23 protein-coding genes and 2 tRNA genes are annotated in these 20573 nt (G+C 60.6%); 8 read left to right on the top strand and 17 right to left on the bottom strand.

Annotated elements, in window-relative coordinates; all coding sequences use genetic code 11:
- Positions 1-9: 9 nt before the first annotated feature.
- Complete coding sequence (locus ATY76_RS13655; protein WP_088675284.1) at positions 10-1227, bottom strand: deoxyguanosinetriphosphate triphosphohydrolase; 1218 nt, start codon at positions 1225-1227, stop codon at positions 10-12.
- Between the two features lie 221 nt (positions 1228-1448).
- On the opposite strand from ATY76_RS13655, the gene erpA reads away from it, so the two are divergent.
- Positions 1449-1781, top strand: a complete 333-nt coding sequence (gene erpA, locus ATY76_RS13650; RefSeq protein WP_004674150.1) for an iron-sulfur cluster insertion protein ErpA — start codon at positions 1449-1451, stop codon at positions 1779-1781.
- A 125-nt stretch (positions 1782-1906) separates the two neighbouring features.
- Positions 1907-2698: an exodeoxyribonuclease III gene (xth, locus tag ATY76_RS13645; protein WP_088675283.1), complete on the top strand. Its 792-nt coding sequence runs from the start codon at positions 1907-1909 to the stop codon at positions 2696-2698.
- 122 nt (positions 2699-2820) lie between these two features.
- Here xth and exoR read toward each other — a convergent pair whose 3' ends face one another.
- From exoR to ATY76_RS13610, 7 genes are all read right to left on the bottom strand, one after another.
- On the bottom strand, positions 2821-3624 hold the full coding sequence (gene exoR / locus ATY76_RS13640) for an exopolysaccharide production regulator ExoR (protein WP_088675282.1): 804 nt from the start codon (positions 3622-3624) through the stop codon (positions 2821-2823).
- 19 nt (positions 3625-3643) lie between these two features.
- On the bottom strand, positions 3644-4066 hold the full coding sequence (locus ATY76_RS13635; protein ID WP_088675281.1) for a hypothetical protein: 423 nt from the start codon (positions 4064-4066) through the stop codon (positions 3644-3646).
- 230 nt (positions 4067-4296) lie between these two features.
- Positions 4297-5544 (bottom strand): OmpP1/FadL family transporter, encoded by a 1248-nt coding sequence (locus ATY76_RS13630; protein ID WP_088675280.1) that lies wholly within the window; start codon positions 5542-5544, stop codon positions 4297-4299.
- A 397-nt stretch (positions 5545-5941) separates the two neighbouring features.
- On the bottom strand, positions 5942-8785 hold the full coding sequence (locus ATY76_RS13625; protein ID WP_088675279.1) for a valine--tRNA ligase: 2844 nt from the start codon (positions 8783-8785) through the stop codon (positions 5942-5944).
- Positions 8786-8901: 116 nt separating this feature from the next.
- Positions 8902-9777 carry a DUF2497 domain-containing protein gene (locus ATY76_RS13620; RefSeq protein WP_088675278.1) on the bottom strand — a complete coding sequence of 292 codons (876 nt, stop codon included), beginning with the start codon at positions 9775-9777 and terminating at the stop codon, positions 8902-8904.
- A gap of 300 nt (positions 9778-10077) precedes the next feature.
- The gene (locus ATY76_RS13615; RefSeq protein WP_190233650.1) at positions 10078-10743 is read right to left on the bottom strand and encodes a protein-L-isoaspartate O-methyltransferase; all 666 of its coding nucleotides are present in this window, start codon (positions 10741-10743) and stop codon (positions 10078-10080) included.
- Positions 10744-11181: 438 nt separating this feature from the next.
- Positions 11182-11255 (bottom strand) — tRNA-Cys (locus ATY76_RS13610).
- A 270-nt stretch (positions 11256-11525) separates the two neighbouring features.
- On the opposite strand from ATY76_RS13610, the gene ATY76_RS13605 reads away from it, so the two are divergent.
- Entirely contained in the window at positions 11526-11864 is a 339-nt protein-coding gene (locus ATY76_RS13605; protein WP_088675277.1) for a KTSC domain-containing protein, read from the top strand.
- Between the two features lie 29 nt (positions 11865-11893).
- Here ATY76_RS13605 and ATY76_RS13600 read toward each other — a convergent pair whose 3' ends face one another.
- Together ATY76_RS13600 and ATY76_RS13595 are read right to left on the bottom strand one after the other, a co-directional pair.
- Complete coding sequence (locus ATY76_RS13600; protein ID WP_088675276.1) at positions 11894-12205, bottom strand: hypothetical protein; 312 nt, start codon at positions 12203-12205, stop codon at positions 11894-11896.
- A gap of 89 nt (positions 12206-12294) precedes the next feature.
- The gene (locus ATY76_RS13595) at positions 12295-12612 is read right to left on the bottom strand and encodes a hypothetical protein (RefSeq protein ID WP_088675275.1); all 318 of its coding nucleotides are present in this window, start codon (positions 12610-12612) and stop codon (positions 12295-12297) included.
- Between the two features lie 117 nt (positions 12613-12729).
- Between ATY76_RS13595 and ATY76_RS13590 the strand changes: the two genes are divergently transcribed.
- Positions 12730-12804: transfer RNA gene (locus tag ATY76_RS13590), tRNA-Asn, on the top strand.
- 219 nt (positions 12805-13023) lie between these two features.
- Here the strand turns inward: ATY76_RS13590 and ATY76_RS13585 are convergent.
- The 4 genes from ATY76_RS13585 to ATY76_RS13570 form a co-directional block, all read right to left on the bottom strand.
- Positions 13024-13335: a hypothetical protein gene (locus ATY76_RS13585; RefSeq protein WP_088675274.1), complete on the bottom strand. Its 312-nt coding sequence runs from the start codon at positions 13333-13335 to the stop codon at positions 13024-13026.
- Positions 13336-13575: 240 nt separating this feature from the next.
- The gene (locus tag ATY76_RS13580; RefSeq protein ID WP_088675273.1) at positions 13576-13779 is read right to left on the bottom strand and encodes a CsbD family protein; all 204 of its coding nucleotides are present in this window, start codon (positions 13777-13779) and stop codon (positions 13576-13578) included.
- A 220-nt stretch (positions 13780-13999) separates the two neighbouring features.
- Complete coding sequence (locus ATY76_RS13575; RefSeq protein WP_088675272.1) at positions 14000-14179, bottom strand: hypothetical protein; 180 nt, start codon at positions 14177-14179, stop codon at positions 14000-14002.
- Between the two features lie 256 nt (positions 14180-14435).
- Positions 14436-14765, bottom strand: coding sequence for an oxidoreductase (locus tag ATY76_RS13570; RefSeq protein WP_088675271.1), 330 nt, complete (start codon positions 14763-14765; stop codon positions 14436-14438).
- A gap of 348 nt (positions 14766-15113) precedes the next feature.
- On the opposite strand from ATY76_RS13570, the gene ATY76_RS13565 reads away from it, so the two are divergent.
- From ATY76_RS13565 to ATY76_RS13555, 3 genes are all read left to right on the top strand, one after another.
- Entirely contained in the window at positions 15114-15308 is a 195-nt protein-coding gene (locus ATY76_RS13565; protein WP_088675336.1) for a hypothetical protein, read from the top strand.
- The gene (locus tag ATY76_RS13560; RefSeq protein ID WP_088675335.1) at positions 15305-15574 is read left to right on the top strand and encodes a hypothetical protein; all 270 of its coding nucleotides are present in this window, start codon (positions 15305-15307) and stop codon (positions 15572-15574) included. Before ATY76_RS13565 ends, ATY76_RS13560 begins: the two co-directional genes overlap by 4 nt.
- A 200-nt stretch (positions 15575-15774) precedes the next feature.
- A complete protein-coding gene (locus ATY76_RS13555; RefSeq protein WP_088675270.1) occupies positions 15775-16719 on the top strand; it encodes a hypothetical protein in 945 nt (314 codons plus the stop codon).
- Positions 16720-16803: 84 nt separating this feature from the next.
- Here the strand turns inward: ATY76_RS13555 and ATY76_RS13550 are convergent, their stop codons facing one another.
- Positions 16804-17100, bottom strand: a complete 297-nt coding sequence (locus ATY76_RS13550; protein ID WP_088675269.1) for a DUF6074 family protein — start codon at positions 17098-17100, stop codon at positions 16804-16806.
- Between the two features lie 190 nt (positions 17101-17290).
- Here ATY76_RS13550 and ATY76_RS13545 point away from each other — a divergent pair, with 190 nt between their 5' ends.
- Complete coding sequence (locus ATY76_RS13545) at positions 17291-18556, top strand: glycerate kinase (protein WP_088675268.1); 1266 nt, start codon at positions 17291-17293, stop codon at positions 18554-18556.
- On the opposite strand, the gene ATY76_RS13540 is transcribed toward ATY76_RS13545, so the two are convergent.
- Both ATY76_RS13540 and ATY76_RS13535 read right to left on the bottom strand, forming a co-directional pair.
- On the bottom strand, positions 18553-19506 hold the full coding sequence (locus tag ATY76_RS13540) for an NAD(P)-dependent oxidoreductase (protein WP_088675267.1): 954 nt from the start codon (positions 19504-19506) through the stop codon (positions 18553-18555). The two genes, ATY76_RS13545 and ATY76_RS13540, sit on opposite strands and share 4 nt — an antisense overlap.
- A gap of 90 nt (positions 19507-19596) precedes the next feature.
- Positions 19597-20553 (bottom strand): lytic transglycosylase domain-containing protein, encoded by a 957-nt coding sequence (locus tag ATY76_RS13535; RefSeq protein ID WP_088675266.1) that lies wholly within the window; start codon positions 20551-20553, stop codon positions 19597-19599.
- Positions 20554-20573: the final 20 nt, after the last annotated feature.

The raw sequence follows: 20573 nt of genomic DNA, 5'->3' as shown, positions 1-20573 counted from the left end.
GACCGCTGCCTATCGCAAATCCGGAGTGTGGTCAAACAATCGCCTGTGGGCGCTGATCGCGTAGGTGTCCGTCATGCCGGCGAGATAGTCGCCGACGTGGCGGGCTTTCGGCGCGTCGGAGAGGCCGGCGATATGATCCACCCAGTAATGGCTCTGCATCTCCTTGGGATTGGCCATGTAGGCGCCAAAGAGGTCGGTGACGATCTGGGCGGCACCGGCGCGGATGCGCATAATATCGGGATTGCGGTAGATGCGCTTGAAGAGCATCGCCTTGATCTGCCTGTCGGTTTCGGCCATCCCTTCCGAAAAGGTGGCAATGACCCTGTCGGCGGCGCGGATATCGGCTGCGCTCTGCGGGCGGATGAGGGAAAGCCGCTGCTGCGCGACGCTTATCACGTCCTCGACCATGCGGGTGATCTGACGGCGCATGATCTCGTGGGTGAAGCGGCTGGGCTCCAGATGGGGATATCGCGCCCTCACCTCGGCCATCAGCCCGGCAAGGAACGGAATTTCCTCCAGCATGTCGAAAGTCAGGTAACCGGAGCGCAGCCCGTCGTCGATATCGTGGGTGTTATAGGCGATATCATCGGCGATCGCCGCGACCTGAGCCTCGAGGCTGGCATAGGTTGCAATCTCGAGATCGTGGAGTTCGCAATAATCGAGAATCGGCTGCGGAACCGGGCCGCGCGTGCCGACGCCATCGGGCGTCAGCAGCGGACCATTGTGTTTGACCAGACCTTCCAAGCTTTCCCATGTCAGGTTGATGCCGTCGAATTCGGCATAACGCCGCTCCAGCTTGGTCACGATGCGCAGGGATTGGGCATTGTGGTCGAAGCCGCCATAGGGCAGCAGCACCTCGTGCAGCGCATCCTCGCCGGTATGGCCGAATGGCGTGTGGCCGAAATCATGGACGAGCGCCACGCCCTCGGCCAGATCCTCATCGAGCTTCAAAGCGCGGGCCAGCGCCCGGGCGATCTGCGCCACCTCGATCGTGTGTGTCAGCCGCGTTCGGTAATGATCGCCGTCCTGGGCGATGAAGACCTGGGTCTTGTGCTTCAGCCGGCGGAAGGCAGTCGTGTGGACGATTCGGTCGCGGTCGCGCTGAAAATCGGAGCGCGTCGGACTGCCGTCTTCCGGATAGAGGCGCCCGCGCGTCGTCCAGGGGTCCGCCGCATAGACTGCTCTTTCGCTGCCGCCAAATCCCAATGCCCGCCTGTCAATCGTCATTCTTCACCGTCATTCTGCCTGTTGCCGCATCTGCCCATTGACGCCGCTTTGCGCTCTTCATACCTATAGCCCGATGAAACGGTAAAGAGGCGTGTTTCCAAACCGCTTCGGCGCATCATGGCCTTTTAACGAAGATCATGATAAGTCTTTGATATCAGGCATTTGAACATTCGAGTGCCGAAACCCATTCTCTCCGGATCTTGACCCCGGCAGGAGGAAACATGACGGATACGAGTGTAACCCTTTCGGACGCCGCGGCAAAGCGCATCGCGGCGATCATCGGTGCGGAAGCCGGCAAGAGCGCGTTGCGGGTTTCCGTCGAAGGCGGTGGCTGTTCGGGCTTTTCCTACAAGTTCGACCTTGCCGACAGCGCAGCAGACGACGACATCATTGTGGAAAAGAACGACGCCAAAGTGCTGATCGACAGCCTGTCGCTCGTCTACATGGCAGGCTCGGAGATCGATTTCGTCGACAACTTGCTCGGCCAATCCTTCCAGATCAAGAACCCGAATGCGGTCGCAAGCTGCGGCTGCGGCACCAGCTTCTCGATCTGAAAATCTAAACCTGCAGCACTATCCCCAACGACCGGCCGAAGAATTGCTTCCGGCCGGTTTATCGTCTTGTCCTGTCGTGAAAGACCGCGATAAAAGAAGCGCGCGAAGCGAAACAGGACGAAGAGATGAAGATCGCGACTTGGAACATCAATGGCGTCAAGGCGCGCATCGACAATCTCACCCAGTGGCTCAAGGATTCCGATCCCGATATCGTCTGCCTGCAGGAGATCAAGACGATCGACGAGGGGTTTCCGAGGCTGGAGATCGAGGCGCTCGGCTATCACGTCGAGACGCACGGCCAGAAGGGCTTCAACGGCGTGGCGATCCTCTCCAAGAGCTCCCCGTTCGAAGTCAACCGCGGCCTGCCCGGCGACCCGCTGGACGAACAGTCCCGTTTTCTCGAAGCGGTGTTCACGCTGGCCGATAAGCGCATTCTGCGCGTCTGCTGCATCTATCTGCCGAACGGCAATCCCATCGACACGGAAAAATATCCTTACAAGCTCGCCTGGATGGAGCGCCTTCGGACCTTCGCCGCCGAGCGGCTCGCCTATGAGGAGATGCTGATCCTTGCCGGCGATTACAACGTCATCCCGGAACCGCATGATTGCTTCGATCCGAAGGTCTGGGAAAATGACGCGCTGTTCCTGCCGCAGACGCGGGAGGCATTCCGCAGGCTCGAAAATCTCGGGCTGACGGAGGCGGTGCGCGCGACAACGGATGCGACGCAGCTCTACTCATTCTGGGATTATCAGGCCGGTGCATGGCCGAAGAACAACGGCATTCGCATCGACCATTTGCTGCTGTCACCGGAAGCGGCCGACCGGATGACGTCGGCTGCGATCGAAAAACATGTGCGGGCTTGGGAAAAGCCGTCCGACCACGTGCCCGTGATCGCCTATTTCGATTTCGCCGCCTGAGGTATTGCTTAAGAGCATGATGCCGAAAACTGTAGGCGGTTTTCGGGCGACATCATGCTCTAACTCTTTAATTTAGAACAGGATTCAGATTTTAGGCCGAGAGAGCCTAAAATCATCCTGTTCTAGTCGTCGGAGCCGCTGGAGATGCTGTGGGACAACGATACCGCTGTGCGGCGATCGGCCTCGTTGGCAACCGAGAAGGCCTGCTCCTGCAGCGCTTCCATCCAGTTGCAGTCCTTCGGCTTGCAGCGGTCGAGCGCCGCCGTCATCAGCGCCAGGCCGCGGGCCGTCTGGCCTTCGTCGAAAAGAATATTGCCGAACACAGCCATGGCGCCGGGATGACCGCTCTTGCGGGCCTGGTTCAGCCATTTCTTCGCCTGCTGCGGGCTGGCAGAACCGCCCTCGCCGGCCAGCATCATCTGCGCCAGCTGGAACTGCGCCTCGGGAACGCCGAAGGTGGAGGCCACCTGGAAATAGAGCTGGCGCGCCTGGGTGAGATCGATCTTGACGGGGCTGCCCGATATGCCGTGTTTGTAATAATTGGCGAGCGAGAGCAGCGCGTTGACGAAGAAGCCTGTATCTTCAGAGCCGGGTTCGACGCCCTGCTGGGCGATCTCGCTGTAGATCTTGAAGGCTTCGAAATCATCCTGGGTGACGCCGTCGCCATCGGCATACATGTTGGCAAGCGCCCAGCGCGAACCGGTATGGCCTTTTTCGGCGGCGTATTTGTAGGCCTCGACCGCCTCTTCCTTCTGTCCGTTCTTATAGGCCTTGAAGCCGAACTTGAAGAGATCGAAAGGACCGGATTCCTTGCTGACGCCGGCCTTGATGTCGAAGGCGCGAGCCGGGCAAGTCATGGCCAGCGCCACGGCCACCGACATGCCCATCAGCATGAATTTGAACAGTTTGAACTCGGACGTTACCATTTCAACCGATTTCTTTCGTTCATCCCTGGCAGGCGACGGCGCTTGCGCCGTGCATCCCGCGGATGTGTCCCGTCGAGGCGAGCGATCCCGCGGCGAGCTCCATGGCTCCTTTGCCCGCGTCGCATCCAGCCCATCCGCCTTTTCGCAAAGGCCAAATTTTCAGCACCACCCGGCTCCCGGCATGGTCCGACTGCAATTTTCCCGGCATTCTTTCGGCAGGCGCGGCATCCGCCTTCCCGCCTTTATCGCATTCGTAAATAGCAAATGTGACCAAACCGGTATCGACATCTCCGGCGACGCTCTGCTGTCCATGCGAGCGGGCAGAAAACGACGACGATGAGCGGATCGACGGCGTCATTGCGAGACCGGAAACGGCCGCAATCAAACGACTGTCGCCAATCGCGCCGTACGATCTGGTGTTACCGGAAAAAAATCGACCCATGCTACTAATTACACGCACCGTAAGTCTGCCATCACCTCGCCCGCAAATAGCGGTGCTCCCTCTTTGTGGCGGGAAATGGACAAATTCGCCCCATCGCCACCATACGCCATCCGTCATCAAAAACTGTTGCTGAATCGTCACAAAACGAGGCCGGGAAATGACATGATTAACGGGCGCCAATAAAGAAGAGCCCGGCAGTGCCGGGCTCCTCAATTCTTCAAATCGGGTGATTAGAACTTGATCTTTATGCTGGTCGACAGTGCAGCGACCAGATCGTTGTCGAAGGAATAGGAGACGTCGTCGCCGTAGGTCTGGCCATTATACTCGAAGGTGCCGGACGAACCGCTCGTCAACACGCCGACTGCACCGGCAAAACGCCATTCGATATGTTCAGTCGGCGTGTAGGCGGCGCCGAGCCCGAGCGTCCAGCTGTCCGTCTGTGCACCATAACCCTGACTGGTGCCGCGGTCCCACGTGAGGCTGACTGCGCCGGCCCACTGATCGTTGAACTTGTGACCCACGCCGCCGGAGATGGTCCAGCCGTCACGATAGAAAAGGTCGAGTGAAGTGAGTTCCGTAGCGCCGCCCGCCGTGCAGGCGGCCAGACCCTTTGTCGATTTCGGGCAGAAAGCTACGGACTGGAGGACACTCCAGTTCGTCCACTTGACCGATCCGAAGGCAAGCCAATCCGGAGCAATGCCGCTCTGCAGTTTTAGCTCCAGCGAATCCGGCGCTTCGGCGGAACCGAAAACAGGTGTGACTTGGCCTCCAAATGTCGGGACAACCGGAACCTGACGGAGATCAACAGTCCCGGTCAAGTTATCGTACTTGACGCGGCTGTTGTAGACGAGGCTTGCCCGCATCGCATACTCGGGAATCTCATAAGCGAGACCAGCGCGCCAGCCCCAGCCGCTATCGTCGAGATCGAGGCGGCCAATGCCGGTGCCAAGGATGGACGGAAGCGCTGCAACCAGACGCTCCTTGAAGCCTTCGACTTCCTGATAGAAAGCGCCGCCAATGAAGCGAAGCTGCCCAGGGCCAACATCAAAGCGATAGGAGCAGGTGCCGCCATAGTTGCGGGTCTTGATCTCCGTCTCGATGTTATTGTTGGCGCCAGCCCAGTTCACACCGGGATCGGTATGCCCACCGAAGGGCTCGGAATAGTCGACGAGGCAATCGATCGTATCGGCGAAGCCGGCTTTGAAGCCGATATAAGGGATGGTGTAGTTTGAAGTATCATCAGCTGTGTCCGGACGGCTGTTCAGATTGCCATCCGTTAGCGACGTATCTCTAACGTCCTTCAGCTTGCGCTGCGGTGTGACGTAGGTCACACCCGACTGAAACGAGAAAGGCGACGTATCGAACAGCTGATCGATATTGTATCCGCCGCGCTCCAGGCCACCGGCAAAGGACGGCGCGGCAAGCGACGAAAAAACAACGAGCGACGTTACGCCCTTGGAAAACATACGCGGTGCCATTGTGTCTCCCCCACTCCAGCAATTGATGTGGCGACACTGTGTAAGTGTTCGCCGGAAATGGCAACGCGGCCCACGGCAGCACCGCCGGTCATTGCAGCGGCTAATTTACGTAAAGAGATTGACGGACACGTCAAAAAATCTGGTTAATAAAATTTTATTCCGGCAATCGAATCCTTTCGTAGGATTTTTAGACGTTCGTTCCAAACATCGTGAAAGCTGTATCAATCGGACAACAGTGCCAGTTTTCGCCCGCAGCCCCTAAGGACAGCCACAATCCACAGCCCGAGTGCCCGAAGTTAGCCGTTTTCGAGACCGAATCGCGTGCTTGCAGGCAGCAAAAAAGACGCGCCGGCGACGGCGCGTCTTTGAAATTTCTTACCAAAGCGGCTCTCGAAAGTTACCCGGCTTCGCTGACCCTGGAAAGAGCGGTCTTCAAGCTTGTCATCTGCCCTTGCAGCTCTTCGAGACGCTCGCGCTCGGTCTCGACGACCTCGGGATTAGCATTGGCGACGAACTTCTCGTTGGAGAGCTTGCCGTTGATGCGGGATATTTCGCCGTCCATCTTGGCAATTGCCTTCTCCAAGCGAGCCTTTTCGGCGGAAAGATCGATCAGATTGCCGAGCGGCAGGCAGATGGTGGCCTCGGCCACGACGATCTGAGCCGCACCCTTCGGCGCATCGTCGGCCAGCGATATCGCCTCGACGCGCGCAAGCCGCTTGATGGCGGCGTCATGGCGGAACAGCCTTTCGCGGGTTAGGTTGTTGGCCTTGACGACGACCAGCGGCGCAGTTGCCGATGGCGGCACGTTCATTTCGGCGCGCACAGAGCGGATACCGGAGACGAGGTCGATCAGCCAGTTGATCTCGTCGGCAGCCGCGTCGTCGGCATAAGACGGCGCCGGCCATTCGGCGTGGCAGACCAAGGTATCGCGCTCCTTGCCCTCGCCCGCGGTATGCGCCCACAGCTCTTCGGTCATGAAGGGCATGAAGGGGTGCAGCAGCTTGTAGATCTCTTCGAGAATATAGGCGCTGCAAGCCTGGGCTTCGGCCTTGGCGCCCTCATCCTCGCCGTTGAAGACCGGCTTCAAGAGTTCGAGATACCAGTCGCAGACCTCGTTCCAGACGAAGCGATAGAGCGCGCCGGCCGCGTCGTTGAAGCGGAAGGCTTCGAGCGCTTCCGTAACGTCACGTTCCGTACGGGCAAGTTCCGTCAGGATCCAGCGGTTGATGGTGAGTTCGGCCGCCTCCGGCACGAAATGCGGATCGCTCTTGGCGCCGTTCATCTCGGCGAAGCGCGTGGCGTTCCAGAGCTTGGTGCCGAAATTGCGGTAGCCGGCGATGCGGGCCGGATCGAGCTTCACGTCGCGACCCTGCGCGGCCATGATCGCCAAGGTAAACCGCAGCGCGTCGGCGCCGTATTCGTCGATCAGTTCGAGCGGATCGATGACGTTGCCCTTCGACTTCGACATCTTCTGCCCATTTTTGTCGCGCACCAGCGCGTGGATATAGACGGTATTGAAGGGCTCGACGGGGTTGCTGTCCTCGTCCTTCATGAAGTGCAGGCCCATCATCATCATGCGGGCAACCCAGAAGAAGATGATGTCGAAACCGGTGACGAGGACATTGGTCGGGTAATAACGCGCAAGCTCAGGCGTCTCGTCCGGCCAGCCCAAGGTCGAGAACGGCCAGAGCGCGGAGGAGAACCAGGTGTCGAGCACGTCCTCGTCGCGCGTCAGGATCTCACCAGGCTTGAAGTTTTCGAGCAGGTCCTCGACATAGGCTTTCATCGGCCCCTCATGGGAGAGGTAATGCTGGATCGCCGCCTGCAGCGCCTCCTCCTCGGTCTTTTCGACGAAGACCTGGCCGTCTGGGCCGTACCAAGCGGGGATCTGGTGGCCCCACCAGAGCTGGCGGGAGACGCACCAGGGCTGGATGTTTTCCATCCATTCGTAATAGGTCTTGTCCCAGCTCTTCGGCACCATCTTGGTGCGGCCTTCGCGAACCGAGGCGATCGCCGGTTCGGCGAGCGTCTTGGCATCGACATACCATTGTTCGGTCAGCCGCGGCTCGATCGGCACGCCGCCGCGGTCGCCATGCGGGACCATGTGCTTGTGCGGCTCGATCTTGTCGAGCAAACCGGCTTCTTCGAAAATTTCGACGATGACCTTGCGCGCGTGGAAGCGATCCTGCCCTTCCAGGCGGTCCCAGGCGCCGTGGAGCGCGGCCGGATGGTCGAGACCTTCGAGGAAATCTTCGTTGTCCTTGATGGCGATCGTGCCGTCGATATTCATGATGTTGATCGCGCGCAGGCCGGCCCGCTTGCCGACGTCAAAGTCGTTGAAGTCATGCGCAGGCGTGACCTTGACGGCACCGGTGCCGGCTGTCGGATCGGCATAGTTGTCAGCGACGATCGGGATGCGGCGGCCGACGATCGGCAGGATGACATGCTTGCCGATAATCGACTTATAGCGCTCGTCCTCCGGATTGACCGCAACACCGGTATCGCCCAACATGGTTTCCGGGCGCGTGGTGGCAACGACGAGATAATCCCGCGTTTCCCATTCGGTCGGCTTGCCTTCCTCGTCGAAAGCAACCGGATATTGATAGGTGACGCCCGGCTCCAGCGGATAACGCAGATGCCAGAGATTGCCCTTGATCTCATGCTGCTCGACCTCAAGGTCCGAGATCGCCGTCAGCAGCTTCGGATCCCAGTTGACGAGGCGCTTGTCCTTGTAGATCAGGCCTTCCTTGTAGAGCGTGACGAAAACCTCCACCACTGCCTTCGACAGGCCTTCGTCCATGGTGAAGCGTTCACGCGACCAGTCGCAGGATGCACCCAGGCGCTTCAGCTGATTGAAGATCAGCCCGCCCGATTCCGCCTTCCACTCCCAGATCTTGTCGATGAAGGCTTCGCGGCCCATGTCGCGCCGCCCCGGCAGCTGCTGCTCCATCAGCTTGCGCTCGACGACCATCTGCGTGGCGATGCCGGCATGGTCCATACCGGGCTGCCAGAGCACGTCCTTGCCGCGCATGCGCTCGAAGCGCACCATGATGTCCTGCAGCGTGTTGTTCAGCGCGTGACCCATGTGCAGCGAGCCGGTGACGTTCGGCGGCGGGATCACGATGGTGAAGGTCTCGGCCCCGGGCTTGGCGTTCGCGCCGGCGCGGAAAGCATCCGCGTCATCCCATTTGGCGGCGATTTTCGGTTCGACGGCAGCGGAATCATAGGTCTTGTCGAGCATTTTCTGACCAATTTCGAGGTTCGAGGATGGGGGTTGTAAATAGGATGGCCACGGCCAAGTCAATAAAAAAGCCGCCCCGGAGACCGGAGCGGCTTTTCCAGGAAAAAGCAATCCGATCAGCGGCGCGGGCCGCGCGCCACACGTTCGATTTCCTCGCGCACCAGGCGTTCGACGAGCGTCGGCAGGTTGTCGTCCAGCCACTCGCGCAGCATCGGGCGCAGCATGTCCTCAGCGATCTCGTCCAGCGAGCGGCGTTCGGCGCCGTCGATGGCGGCCGCAAGCTCCTCGAAGGAGCGGCTGATCTGCAGGCCGGCATCCTCCGAAAGCAGCGTCGGCTGGACTTCGTCCATGACGCTCGGCAGGAAACGGTCGGTCGACGACTGGGCTGCGGGCTCCAGTGCGGGCGGCGCCATTTCGACGGCCGGCGCCGGCTCGGCGACTGCGACCCTCGGCGCTTCCGCGAACATGGGCTCGGCCGGCTGAGGGATCGGGGCATGCTGGACAGGTTCTACGGCGGCCGGGAAAACAGGTTCGGCCGGCTGTGGCTGCGGCGCTGCGGCGCGCGGCGGCTCCGGCATCACGGCCGGCTGCGGCTCGGGCTGACGGAAGGCGCTTGGAATTTCGCGCAGCGCCTGACCGGCCTGCGCGGCGCTGCGCTCGGAAGCGGCGCGCACGCGGGCGGCGACATCGGCCAGCGACATTGCGCGGGCGGGCACCTCAGGTTCGGGAGCGGTGCCGGCCGAATTGGCGGCGACGAAGCGCGGATCGGACGAGGAGCGTGCGACCGGCTCGGGGAATTCGACGCCGGCATAGGTGTCATCAACCGTCAGATGGATTTCGGAGCCGTTATCCTCTTCATCGGCGCCATAGACCGGCGGCAGAGATGCAGAGATCGCCTTGCCGGCGCCAGGCTCATTGCTTTCGATGATCTGGCGGATGGAGGCCAGAATTTCTTCCATGGACGGTTCACGCGCTACACTTGGCTGAGCCATATCTATCCCCGTTATCCCAAAACAACGACCGGATGGTGTGGAGCGGTCATCCGAATCACCGCGACCTTAGAATACCCCAGGCGTGAAAAAAATCATCGCGAATCAATTGAGTGCGGCCATGCACAGTTTTGTTACCCAATGCTTGCCGCAGGAAAGCCTGCAGCGTTTTTGCGCCCTCTTCCATCCAATCCGGCGCGGAGGATTCAGGATAGGCGGCGTTTGTGAAAGCTTTCCGACGACCCGACGAAAAAGCGGGCGCCGATGTCGCCCGCTTCAGAATTTCACCGATGAAGACCCGGCTTAGAAAACGAATTCGCGCGCCTTGGCAAAGCCCGGCAGCGGCTTGACCGAGGCATTGAAGAAGACGTTTTCCGAAATCGCGCCGCGCTCGGCGACGAAGACCTTGGCGCGAGCAGCGTTGCCGTAACCTTCGACGGTGATCAGGCGACCGCCATCGCGCAGCTGAGCGAGAAGAGTAGCAGGAACCTCCTCGACCGCGCCGTTGATGAAGATCAGATCATAGGGGGCGCCGGCAGCGTAGCCCTTTTCGAGCGGACCGGTGACGACCTCGACCTTGCCGTATCCGGCAAGCTTCGCCTTCGCTTCCGCGGCCAGCGCCTCGTCGCATTCGAGCGCGATAACGGAGCCGGCGATGATCGACAGCAACGCCGAGGTGTAGCCCGTGCCGCAGCCGACTTCGAGCACGAAATCATCCTTGGTGATGGCGGCCAGCTGCAGCAGCTTGGCGAGCGGCGAAGCCTCCATCAGGAAACGGGCCGGCTTGCCGGGCGCGGCGGCTGAGATCTCGACGTCGTTGTCGATGTAGGCCAGCACCTTCGCCTTCTCCGGCACGAAACTCTCACGCGGCACCGTGAGAAACGCCGTCAGCACGGAATGCGAGGTAACGTCCGTCGTGCGAACCTGGTTATCGACCATCTTTGCGCGCGCTGCTTCGAAATCCATCATGTCCTCTCGCTCTTTGAAAAGCGGTTCCTGTCCCCCGTCTCTTAATCTCCACCACGAATGCTTTCAAGGCTTGGCAGCGGCCAGCGAAAAGAATCCGGCGGGCGCTTCTTCCGCGCCACAGGAGGCATGGGCAACGCTGCAACTCCCGCGTGGAAACTTCCGCCTCTTCATGCTATGATTTTTCACGGAGGAATAGGAGGAGCAGGCCATGTCTGCGATTTTCGAATATCTCACGCTGTTCGATTTCTTCATCGTCGCAGCGCTCATTGGCATCTTCTGCTGTGGGCTGCTGGACGGCAAAGCGACCTGAGACGGCCGCCCACCGAACCGCGCTCGATTCTCCCCGCATTGCTTCAGCCGCAACTCGTGCCGGCCGAGGCCGATCCGATGCGGCCGGATGACGGCATTTCAAGCTGATTATGTCATGTGGGAGAATTTTGGAGGCCTCGCCCGGAATTGAACCGGGGTACAAGGATTTGCAGTCCTCTGCGTCACCACTCCGCCACGAGGCCTCACCCGCTCGTTGTCCGAGCCGTGGCGAGCGTTTAGAATGATCGTAAGGAAATCGCAAGAGGGCATTTCGGAAAAACGGCGTTTCGATGCTCCCGAAAAGGTCATTTTCCTATCCTGGAACGATCCGTCGCAGACCAAGGTTTCTAACCGGTGACGATGCTCCATTTCCTGCCAAGGATGGTATTTGAAACAAATCCCAAGCTTGACTTCGATCACCGTCCGGACATCTTATTTCATCGGGAGGGCATGGAATCTGTGTAGGAGCCGCGATGGATTGGGCCGCCCTCAAATCGAAGCACATGCGTGCGGCATATGATGCGGAAACTCGGGATCTGCTGGTAAAATTCTCCGGCTCCCGCCCGGTAAAACACGCGGATATCCCTCCCCACGTCTACCAGAACCTGCTGGAAACGAGTGACCCGCACTTTTACTACAACTACTATATCGCTCCCTGCCGCGTCTCACCGCACCACAGGCAACGCGGCTCCGTGGCGTCTTACGGGCTGAAGCTCGCCCTCCTCATCGCCGCCTGCAGCCTGCTGATGGCAACCAGCCTCGACCCGGGCAATAGAGGAATTTTCGAGGCGAGCGAATTGCGGTCGAACTAGATACGGCGGCAGACCACCCCATGCCAGCATCAGCCGACAGTTATTGCCGCGGGACGATCCCGCGCGTGATCGCCGCCGAGATTGTCGCTTCTGTTCTGAGAGCGGTAGCGGCGGTTGTCCCTATCGCGGTCGCTCCCGCCATCACGCTCGTTGCGGCCGTTGAAATTGCGGTAGTTGCGAGGGCCATTATAGCTGCCGCCCTGACCGTGATCGACGACGCAGCCTTCGGGACGGCGGCAGATGCCGCGAGCGTCGAAACCGCGGCTGTCGACCTGAGCTTCAGCGGGAGCGCCTGAGAGAATCGTCGCCGCCGACAGGGCGAGAACAAAAAATGCTTTCATTTCTTCACCTAGGCCATCTCGGCGCGATCTTGCTTTCGCATCGCTACATCTTGAGTGCGGAAAGCCATTCACTGTTCCCCAAGCAATCATCAGCCCGCCGGCTTCCGCCGTCTATGCCACCAGACTGCTAGCCGCCGCCGAAGCCGGCGGGCAAGTGGCAGATCATGCGAGAGCACGAGGAAGCCGAGCGGCAGCATCCAGAAGCCGAGGATGGGCAGGAAGCCCAGCACTCCACAGAAAATCAGCGCAATGCCGATCGCCATCCGCGCCAAGCGTGAGCGCGGCATGCCGATGCTGAAAGAGCCGAGCATAAGCCTGCCGCTTGCGTGGTCGATACCGAAGCGCCTTGCCCGCACCTTGGGCTCCTCGCCGCCCCGCGTCTGTCCATAATCATTCCCATTCGTCATTCACCACAAATGGGCACAGGCAACCTAAATACAAGTTCATTTCATTTTTTTGAAAAAACCGCTTGGCAAACCGGGCAAGCATTTGTATTAGCCCACTCACACCGCGCCAAGCAGTGATCCCTGGTAGCTCAGCGGTAGAGCATTCGACTGTTAATCGACAGGTCGCCGGTTCGAATCCGGCCCGGGGAGCCATTTTTCAAGAGCCTGTGTTCGTTGAGAAATCCGACAGCAGGCACTTAATTCTCCACTTTCTCTCCCCGCTTTTACAACTCGGCATTTGCCGATTGCCCGCCTTCGAAGCCGCCTGGATGGAGACGATGTTCGCCTATGGAAAGGCGACCTTCGCAGCTTTGCGCCATGAAAAGACCGTCGGCATTCGCGCCGACGACCCAAGTGGCCGGCCACCGCCGACTAAAAATCGAAATACACGGTCACACCTGACCGACGACGATAGCGGTAATCGTCGCGATAGCCGTAGTAGTCGCGATGACCGTAATACCGCGGACGGTAGCACGAGCCGTAATACCGGCAGTCGCGGTGGGCATAGCGGCGTTTCTTCCAGTGGCCATAGGCATGCCCATTACCGTGGCGACGGTGTTTGACCTGCTCGACGTCGTTGTGCACAGCTACCGCTTTCGGCACGACGATCGGCGCAGCGTTTAGCGGCAGGGCGAAAGAGGCAGCCAAGACTGTGGCTGCGACTGCGAGAAAAAGCTTTTTCATCGGCGCATCCTTTCAGGGCTGCGAGTCTGGGTTAATGGGCATTAACCTAAGATGAACAGCTTTCCCCTACGGGCGTTCCAGAAAGACACCGGCTGGCGTGCCTCAGGGTTGGCGCAGCCGCCCGCCCTGCTTCTCATATATCTCGATGGAGGCGTCAGGTGGCGCTGCGACAGCACGCTATCTTCCAATAGATAAGCCGCCGGCCGGATGCCGACGGCTTTATATGGTTGAGGTCAATTGTTACCAGCTCTGGCGGCCGTACCAGTCGTCGATATCTTTGCTGGCGCGGTCTTTTTCGTAGCCATAGCGCTCCTGGATCTTGCCTTCGAGCTGGTCGCGCTTGCCGCTGATTACATCAAGGTCGTCATCAGTGAGCTTGCCCCACTGCTCTTTGACCTTGCCTTTCATCTGCTTCCAGTTTCCTTCAACACGGTTCCAATCCATGGGTATATCCTCCTATCGTTGGAATGGAGGAACGGCGACGAGGGCTAAGTGTTCCGAGGCGTGAAGATAGCGGACTCTTCGCCTGTAGTAGTGAAATGCGCTGGCCGATCGGGGAGCCGTTTCCTTGCCGGGAAAGCGGACCCCGCGCATCAAATACAGGCGACGATGGTGCTCATGCTGGCCCCGGCGCGTTCATTCGCAAGCCACAGCGACATCGGGCTTAGTAGCTGCACGCGCGCCCTTCACGGGGGCGGAAACCATCGGCGCAGGCCGGGTTCATGGAATCTCCCGGCACATAGCCCGATGCCGAGCCATAGGAATTCGGAGGCGTCGAGCAGGCGGAGGTGATGGCGGCAAGAGTGATGGCGCCGGCTGCTGCAAATGCCCGTAATCTGTTCATCAATGCTTCTCCAGTTTTACTCTGTGGCCGAGAGATGGGAGCCCCCGTGGGAAGTCCAGGAGAGATCCTCCCCGAAACTCATCTCTTCCAGAGCAGCTTGCAGCTGAAGATATATGCACTCTCCCGGCGGACGTCAGCTCCGAGTACGCAAGATTCTTGCCTTCACGCAATTACCGGATAGCTCTCCAGCACCGGGAGCAAGCCCTAAAAGCGGAACAGCCGCTTTCAGGGACAGGTCTACGAAGCAAGGCCACCGCTATTGGCAGGCATTTGCGGCATCCGGCTGTGCCGACGTATTGCCGGACGTCGGTGCCGGGTTACCGGTGCCGCCAGCCTGCTGGCGCTGGCAATCGTTCGGATCACCGCCCGAACCGTTCGCGCCGGTCGCTCCGGCGCCGGTGGTGGTGTTGGGGGCAGTGCCGCCGGTGTCGGTGTTGCCGGAACCGGTGGTGCCGCTGCCGGCGCCCGAAGCCCCGCTGCTGCTGCCGCTGCCGGATCCCGAGCCGCTGCCGCCGCTCGACTGCGCCATTGCAGATGTGGCCAGGCCAATCGAGATCGCGGTTACTGCCATCATTCTTAGAAACATTGTCGTTCTCCTCGGTGCTTGTTGGCGTAGGCAGCGAACAAGGGTGTTTCGAAATTGTTTCAGTTCGAAAGCGTACGGGAACATCGGTTTCGGCCGATCGTTGGTATCAAAGGAGATCGCGCGGGCGGAGTCTCCTGTCTCCGCCCACACCCATCCAAACCCTGCGCGATCTCCATTTTTTCCACCATTCATCAATCCGGTTCGGGAGGGACAGCATATCGATCGTCTCTTCTCTTGACTCGGACATTGAACGGAACATAATAGGAACGTCGGCGTGGCGGCCGCCAATCTGAAAACTTGTGTTTGGAGAAACTCTGAAAGGAGATCGATGCCGTGCGCCCTGAAACAATCGAAAAACTGGCGGACGAAACGCTGAAAGGAGAAGTCGATGCAGTCGTCGCCTTTCATGACGGGAACGTCCGCGCCGCCATCACGACATTGCTGCTGGATTGCCGCCACCTCAGGCTTGAGCTTGCCCTGACGGAAGGAGCGATGAGCCGCGGCATGACGCGGGGATGGGCACCGGCCTTCGAACGAAGATGAAACATCGCCGCAGCATCGAGCTTCAGCCGCCTGCCGGCTATGCCATCGAAACCGAAAGGCAGACGCTGGCAACCTTGCCGCAATGGTTCGTCATTCATGGCCGTTGCCGGGTATGCCGTCATCAAGCGCCGATCGGACGGCGGGACGTTATCAGGCGCTGCGGCGACACGCTGTCTCTCGCCACGCTGGCCAGGCGCCTCGCATGCCGAGCATGCGGCAACCGGTCCGGCAATCTGCTCCTGCTCGAGAAGCTGCCGCGCGATTGAAGGAGCGAGGCGTCGTCGTTTATGGCGCCGATCGCGGCCGTCGGGAACAAACGCCGGGGTTAAAAGTTAAATGGCCTCAACCACGTAACGTCAGCTTTGACAGGAGGTCTCTCATGGGTCGCGGTATTCTACTTTGGCTGCTCGGCGTTCCACTGCCGATCATCATTCTTCTGGCTCTGTTCATGCGATAGGATCAGATCATGTCGGTTTCAATGACAGGTTCCAGAGAGGCGATCGCTCCGGTTTCCGGAGAGGTCGTCGCTCCGGTCGAATCCTCCAAATCCGCCATGACATGGGGCCCCATCTTCGCAGGTGCGGCCGCTGCCATCGCAGTGACGCTCATCCTTTTGCTGCTGGGTTCGGGCGTCGGATTGACCATGGTATCTCCCTGGTCGGGAGAAAGCGCTTCGCTCGGCACGCTCGGCGTGACGGCGGCGATCTGGCTCGTCGTCGTGCAATGGCTTTCTTCGGCACTCGGCGGTTATATCACCGGCCGGCTGCGCACGAAGTGGGCCGCCGTCCACACCGACGAGGTCTTCTTCCGCGACACCGCCCATGGTTTCATCAGCTGGGCGGTGGCAACGGTCTTCGTCGCCGGGTTTCTCACGTCATCGCTGACATCGCTCGCCGGCGCAGGCGCGCAAGCCGTGGGTTCGGCAGCACAAGCCGTCGGCTCGACCGCAACCGTCGCGGGCACGGCGGCAGCATCGTCGGCAGACTCGCCGCTGGATCTATCCACCGCCTATTTCACCGACGCATTGCTGCGTCCCGACCAGGCACGCGCCCAGGCAACATCCAATGATGCTGCCGCAACCTCGGAGGTATCCCGCATCCTGCTGAACGGGGCCGCCCAGGGACAAGTGCCGGATGACGACAAGGCCTATCTCGCCACCATCGTCTCATCGCGGACCGGCCTTGCCGAGGCTGATGCGCGGGCGCGTGTCGACGCGGTGCTGAAGCGGATCGAAGACGCCAAGGTCGCCACGCAGAAAGCTGCCGACGAGGCACGCAAGGCAGCCTCCACCACGGCCCTGCTCGGCTCGTTGTCGCTTCTGATCGGCGCCTTCATCGCCTCTGCCGCCGCAGCCCTCGGCGGATCGCAACGCGATGAAGAGGAAGACCTGATCATTGCCTCGCGGCGCTAGAATGAAATATGGGCGCGGACCAGGAGCCCGCGCCCTTTCATGCGGCGAAAGCAGCCGGCTCTTTCGAGCTCCGACGTGTTTGCTTTATCGTTTTTGAGATTTCGCGACAGCCCGCTTCTCGTGGCTGAGCACGAGTTCGGTCTGCACATCTTCCTGAAACTGCATCACCCGCTGGCCGACATCGCTCTCCGGCACCCCGGCCGCCAAAAGCTGATCGGCAAACCGGCGGCATTCGGCCTTCCAGAATTCCAGCGCATCGGCGCCATGCCGCCGGCCAAGTTCACGGGCACAGCGCTCGATATTGGCCGTTCCGGTCGCGGCGGGAAAAGCGATAATCCTGCCTTCATGGGAGGTGGGGCGGCGGGTCATGTCAGTAGCCATCGAACACAGGTTCCTCTGATTCCCTTCGATGTCTACGGGAGTATGGTTAAGGCTTTCTATTCGTTTCGCCTTCTATCCTCTTCGGACGACGCAAATGCCACCAATCGGCGACGCCTTTAAACTTGACGCGGGCATGTCGATGCGCCGACAGTCCGCACCACGATCGACAATTGAGGCAGCAAAAACCACGATGACGACAACCGCTCCCCGCGATTTCCTGAAAAGCCTGTTCGACGCCGCCGTCGGCGCCGCCGATCCGCTGACCGGCATCAAGGCGCATCTGCCTGCCAAGCCGAAGGGAAGGACCGTAGTGATCGGTGCGGGCAAGGGTGCCGCGCAGATGGCGCGGGCGCTGGAGAGCGTCTGGGACGGAAAGCTCGAAGGGCTGGTCGTCACCCGTTACGGCTATGGCTGCGAGACGCGCGCCATCGAAATCATCGAGGCCGCCCATCCCGTGCCGGATGCCGCGGGACTTGTCGCGGCAAGGCGGCTGACGGAAACCGTAAGCGGCCTTGCCGAAGACGATCTGGTGATCGCACTGATCTGCGGCGGCGGTTCGGCGCTGCTGCCCTCCCCGCCGGAAGGCCTCACCCTCGAAGACGAGATCGCGCTGAACGAAATGCTGCTCGCCTCCGGCGCACCGATTTCCGCAATGAATGTCGTGCGCAAGCATCTCTCCACCATCAAGGGCGGGAGACTTGCGGCGGCGACCAAGGCAAGGGTCGTCAGCCTGATCGTTTCGGATATTCCCGGCGACAATCCTGCCCATGTCGCCTCCGGGCCGACGGTGCCGGATGGCTCGACCAGGCATCAGGCGCTGGAGATCGTCCGGCAATATGGATTGCAGCTGCCGCAGGCAGCGCTCGACCATCTGACCTCGCCCAAGGCCGATGCGCCGCGACCGGACGATCCGGTTTTTTTGCGGCACGAGCACCACATCATCGCCTCGGCGGGCGTGTCGCTGGAAGCGGCGGCGGCCATGGCGAAGGCGCAGGGCGTCACGCCGGTCATTCTCTCGGATGCGATCGAAGGAGAATCGCGCGACGTAGCGCAGGTGCATGCCGCGATCGCCCGCGAAGTGCTCGGCCGCGACCGGCCGTTTTCCAAGCCCGCCGTCATGCTTTCCGGCGGCGAGACGACGGTGACACTGAGGGCCAAGGGCGGAAAGGGCGGGCGCAACGGCGAATTTGCGCTTGCCGCAGCATTGGCGATCGACGGGCACGAGGGCATTCATCTTCTCGCGGCGGATACGGACGGAATCGACGGATCGGAGGACAATGCCGGCGCCTATGCCGATGGCGGCACGATAAAGCGCCTGCGCGCCGCCGGCCTCGATCCCTGCCGCCTCCTCGACGGCAATGACAGCTATTCCGCTTTCAAGGCCATAGGCGATCTCTTCGAGACCGGGCCGACCGGCACCAACGTCAATGATTTCAGGGCGATCCTGATTCGTTAGCTGTGAATCTTTCCCTGCCCGCGCAGCCAACCGACCGATTCCTGCACGGCCTGCAGGGATGTATATCTCGGGGCAAAGCCGAGCAGACGTTTAGCTTTGGCGATCGAGCAATTCGGGCTGCGGGCGATATGCTCCCATGTTGCCTCCGCATCCTCGGCCGTCTGGTCTTCGGCCCAGCTGTCGAAGGGCGCGAAGGTGAGCTTCGGCTCGTGGCCGAACCAGCGCGACATGGCTTCCGCATAACCGCGAAGCGTCAAGGCCTGCTCCGAAACGGCATGGAAACTTTCGCCGGTCGAGGCATTCCAATTGGCGATCGCATCCATGAACATCGCCGCCACGTCGTCGGCATGGACGTGATGAACGGTCTCCAGGCCGAAATTGGGCAGAGCCAGGGTCTCGCCACGGGCAAGCGTGGAAAAGACCTGCAGGTTGAAATTGCCGGCCGGATTGAGCGGCGCCCACCCAACGCCGACAATATGGCCGGGATGAATGATGGTTGCGGGAAATCGCTCGAGTCTCGCCTGCTGCTGCAGATAGGCTTCGATCGCCGCCTTCTGCACGCCATAGTCACCGAAGGGAGACTTCGGCGTCTCCTCCCGAGTCGGCACGGCCACGGGGTAGCCATGCGTCCAGATCGTGCCGGTATGCAGAAAATGCCCGACATGGCCCGATAGCGCCGTCACCAGCTGTTTTGCGCTTTCCAGCGTGAAGCAGATCATGTCGATGACGATATCGGCTTTCAGTGCGCGCACGGCCGGACCGAACTCGCCAGTCCGCTCCATTCCCGCCCGATCCATCTGCCGCTGATCGACAGAAGCCCAGGCGCGATGGGCCGTATAAGGCTTTGCCGCGCCGCGGCTGATGGTGATGACGTCGTGACCCGCCTCCACCAGACGGGGAACGAGATAGGTTCCGACATGGCCCATCGCTCCGATTACCAAAACCCGCATCGTCGTTCCTCCCTTGGCGTGATCCGCGTCGAATATGTGGCGTGGCTCCGCGATCCTGCAAGGAGACATTTCGTCATCGGCAGGGCGCCGCTATCGATTCCTGAAAACGAGGCAAGTGCCGCCATGCCTGCGAATCTGCTTGCAGATGTCGTTGGCCTCCATACGCGTCTGCCGGGCGATACGGGCGGCATAACGCGGGCGAAAGCCGAAGCTGCGATCGCGCTGGCGCAGGATCAGCGGCTGTTCCGCATTCAATGGCGCGGGCAGATCCTCTACGGCATCGAGGAAAAGGCGCCGGGCCACCGCAACATCCGCATGCGCCGCAAGCTGGACGCCCCAGGGGGCCCAGTCGCCTTCCGGACGCAAGGGCGCATCCTTCAATGTTCGCCTTTCGGCGAGCGCCACGCAGCTGTCGAGGAACGACTTATCCTTGTCGAGCGGGGCCGCCGCCGCCTCCGGCGGGTTATCCTTCCAATCGTCGACCGTATGCGCGGTGATCGCCACGACGTAGCTGCGCGTTTCGTAAGGCAATCTGCCTGATTTGAGGTAGGAGGCAAGGCCGTTTTCACCGGCATTATAGGCGGCGGCGGCAAGCCCGAGATTGCCGAACCGATTGCGCAATTCATCGAGATACTGCGCCGATTTGCGCAGGGCTTCGAGCACCTGATAGCTGTCTTCGAGCCCACGAAGCTTCGCCGTTCCGGGCATGAACTGTGCAATTCCCTGCGCCCCCTTGATGCTGAGCGCATCGGGGCGAAAGGTGCTCTCCCGCCAGATGAGACGGGCGAAATAATCCGGCGGCAATTGATTGGCCTCAGCGAAATGCTCGATCGCAACGCAGAGATCGCGGTTGAAACTCTCCTTGCGGATGCACAGCGCTTCGCCCGATCCCGACGCCGATGGCCCGGAATAAAGGCACGCCGACGGCCCAGCGCTGCCTTCCGGCTGAGCCGTTCCCGTGTCCACGGAGGAAAACAGAAGGCAGAGCGAAAGCATGACCTTTGCCGATCTCCTCTCAAAGCCGGACTGACGCTTTCGCCCTATCATCGGATCTCAGCAGGTTCGAA

It is taken from the genome of Rhizobium sp. R339, assembly GCF_002211395.1.
Taxonomy (GTDB): Bacteria; Pseudomonadota; Alphaproteobacteria; order Rhizobiales; family Rhizobiaceae; genus Rhizobium.
The sequence above is the reverse complement of the archived record's forward strand: the minus strand, read 5'-3'. Positions and strand labels throughout refer to the sequence as shown.

Coding starts and splice junctions, on each gene's coding strand:
- ATY76_RS13655 (WP_088675284.1), bottom strand. CDS start 1,227: ATGACGATTGACAGGCGGGCATTGGGATTTGGCGGCAGCGAAAGAGCA.
- erpA (WP_004674150.1), top strand. CDS start 1,449: ATGACGGATACGAGTGTAACCCTTTCGGACGCCGCGGCAAAGCGCATC.
- xth (WP_088675283.1), top strand. CDS start 1,907: ATGAAGATCGCGACTTGGAACATCAATGGCGTCAAGGCGCGCATCGAC.
- exoR (WP_088675282.1), bottom strand. CDS start 3,624: ATGGTAACGTCCGAGTTCAAACTGTTCAAATTCATGCTGATGGGCATG.
- ATY76_RS13635 (WP_088675281.1), bottom strand. CDS start 4,066: ATGGGTCGATTTTTTTCCGGTAACACCAGATCGTACGGCGCGATTGGC.
- ATY76_RS13630 (WP_088675280.1), bottom strand. CDS start 5,544: ATGGCACCGCGTATGTTTTCCAAGGGCGTAACGTCGCTCGTTGTTTTT.
- ATY76_RS13625 (WP_088675279.1), bottom strand. CDS start 8,785: ATGCTCGACAAGACCTATGATTCCGCTGCCGTCGAACCGAAAATCGCC.
- ATY76_RS13620 (WP_088675278.1), bottom strand. CDS start 9,777: ATGGCTCAGCCAAGTGTAGCGCGTGAACCGTCCATGGAAGAAATTCTG.
- ATY76_RS13615 (WP_190233650.1), bottom strand. CDS start 10,743: ATGATGGATTTCGAAGCAGCGCGCGCAAAGATGGTCGATAACCAGGTT.
- ATY76_RS13605 (WP_088675277.1), top strand. CDS start 11,526: ATGGATTGGGCCGCCCTCAAATCGAAGCACATGCGTGCGGCATATGAT.
- ATY76_RS13600 (WP_088675276.1), bottom strand. CDS start 12,205: ATGAAAGCATTTTTTGTTCTCGCCCTGTCGGCGGCGACGATTCTCTCA.
- ATY76_RS13595 (WP_088675275.1), bottom strand. CDS start 12,612: ATGACGAATGGGAATGATTATGGACAGACGCGGGGCGGCGAGGAGCCC.
- ATY76_RS13585 (WP_088675274.1), bottom strand. CDS start 13,335: ATGAAAAAGCTTTTTCTCGCAGTCGCAGCCACAGTCTTGGCTGCCTCT.
- ATY76_RS13580 (WP_088675273.1), bottom strand. CDS start 13,779: ATGGATTGGAACCGTGTTGAAGGAAACTGGAAGCAGATGAAAGGCAAG.
- ATY76_RS13575 (WP_088675272.1), bottom strand. CDS start 14,179: ATGAACAGATTACGGGCATTTGCAGCAGCCGGCGCCATCACTCTTGCC.
- ATY76_RS13570 (WP_088675271.1), bottom strand. CDS start 14,765: ATGTTTCTAAGAATGATGGCAGTAACCGCGATCTCGATTGGCCTGGCC.
- ATY76_RS13560 (WP_088675335.1), top strand. CDS start 15,305: ATGAAACATCGCCGCAGCATCGAGCTTCAGCCGCCTGCCGGCTATGCC.
- ATY76_RS13555 (WP_088675270.1), top strand. CDS start 15,775: ATGTCGGTTTCAATGACAGGTTCCAGAGAGGCGATCGCTCCGGTTTCC.
- ATY76_RS13550 (WP_088675269.1), bottom strand. CDS start 17,100: ATGGCTACTGACATGACCCGCCGCCCCACCTCCCATGAAGGCAGGATT.
- ATY76_RS13545 (WP_088675268.1), top strand. CDS start 17,291: ATGACGACAACCGCTCCCCGCGATTTCCTGAAAAGCCTGTTCGACGCC.
- ATY76_RS13540 (WP_088675267.1), bottom strand. CDS start 19,506: ATGCGGGTTTTGGTAATCGGAGCGATGGGCCATGTCGGAACCTATCTC.
- ATY76_RS13535 (WP_088675266.1), bottom strand. CDS start 20,553: ATGATAGGGCGAAAGCGTCAGTCCGGCTTTGAGAGGAGATCGGCAAAG.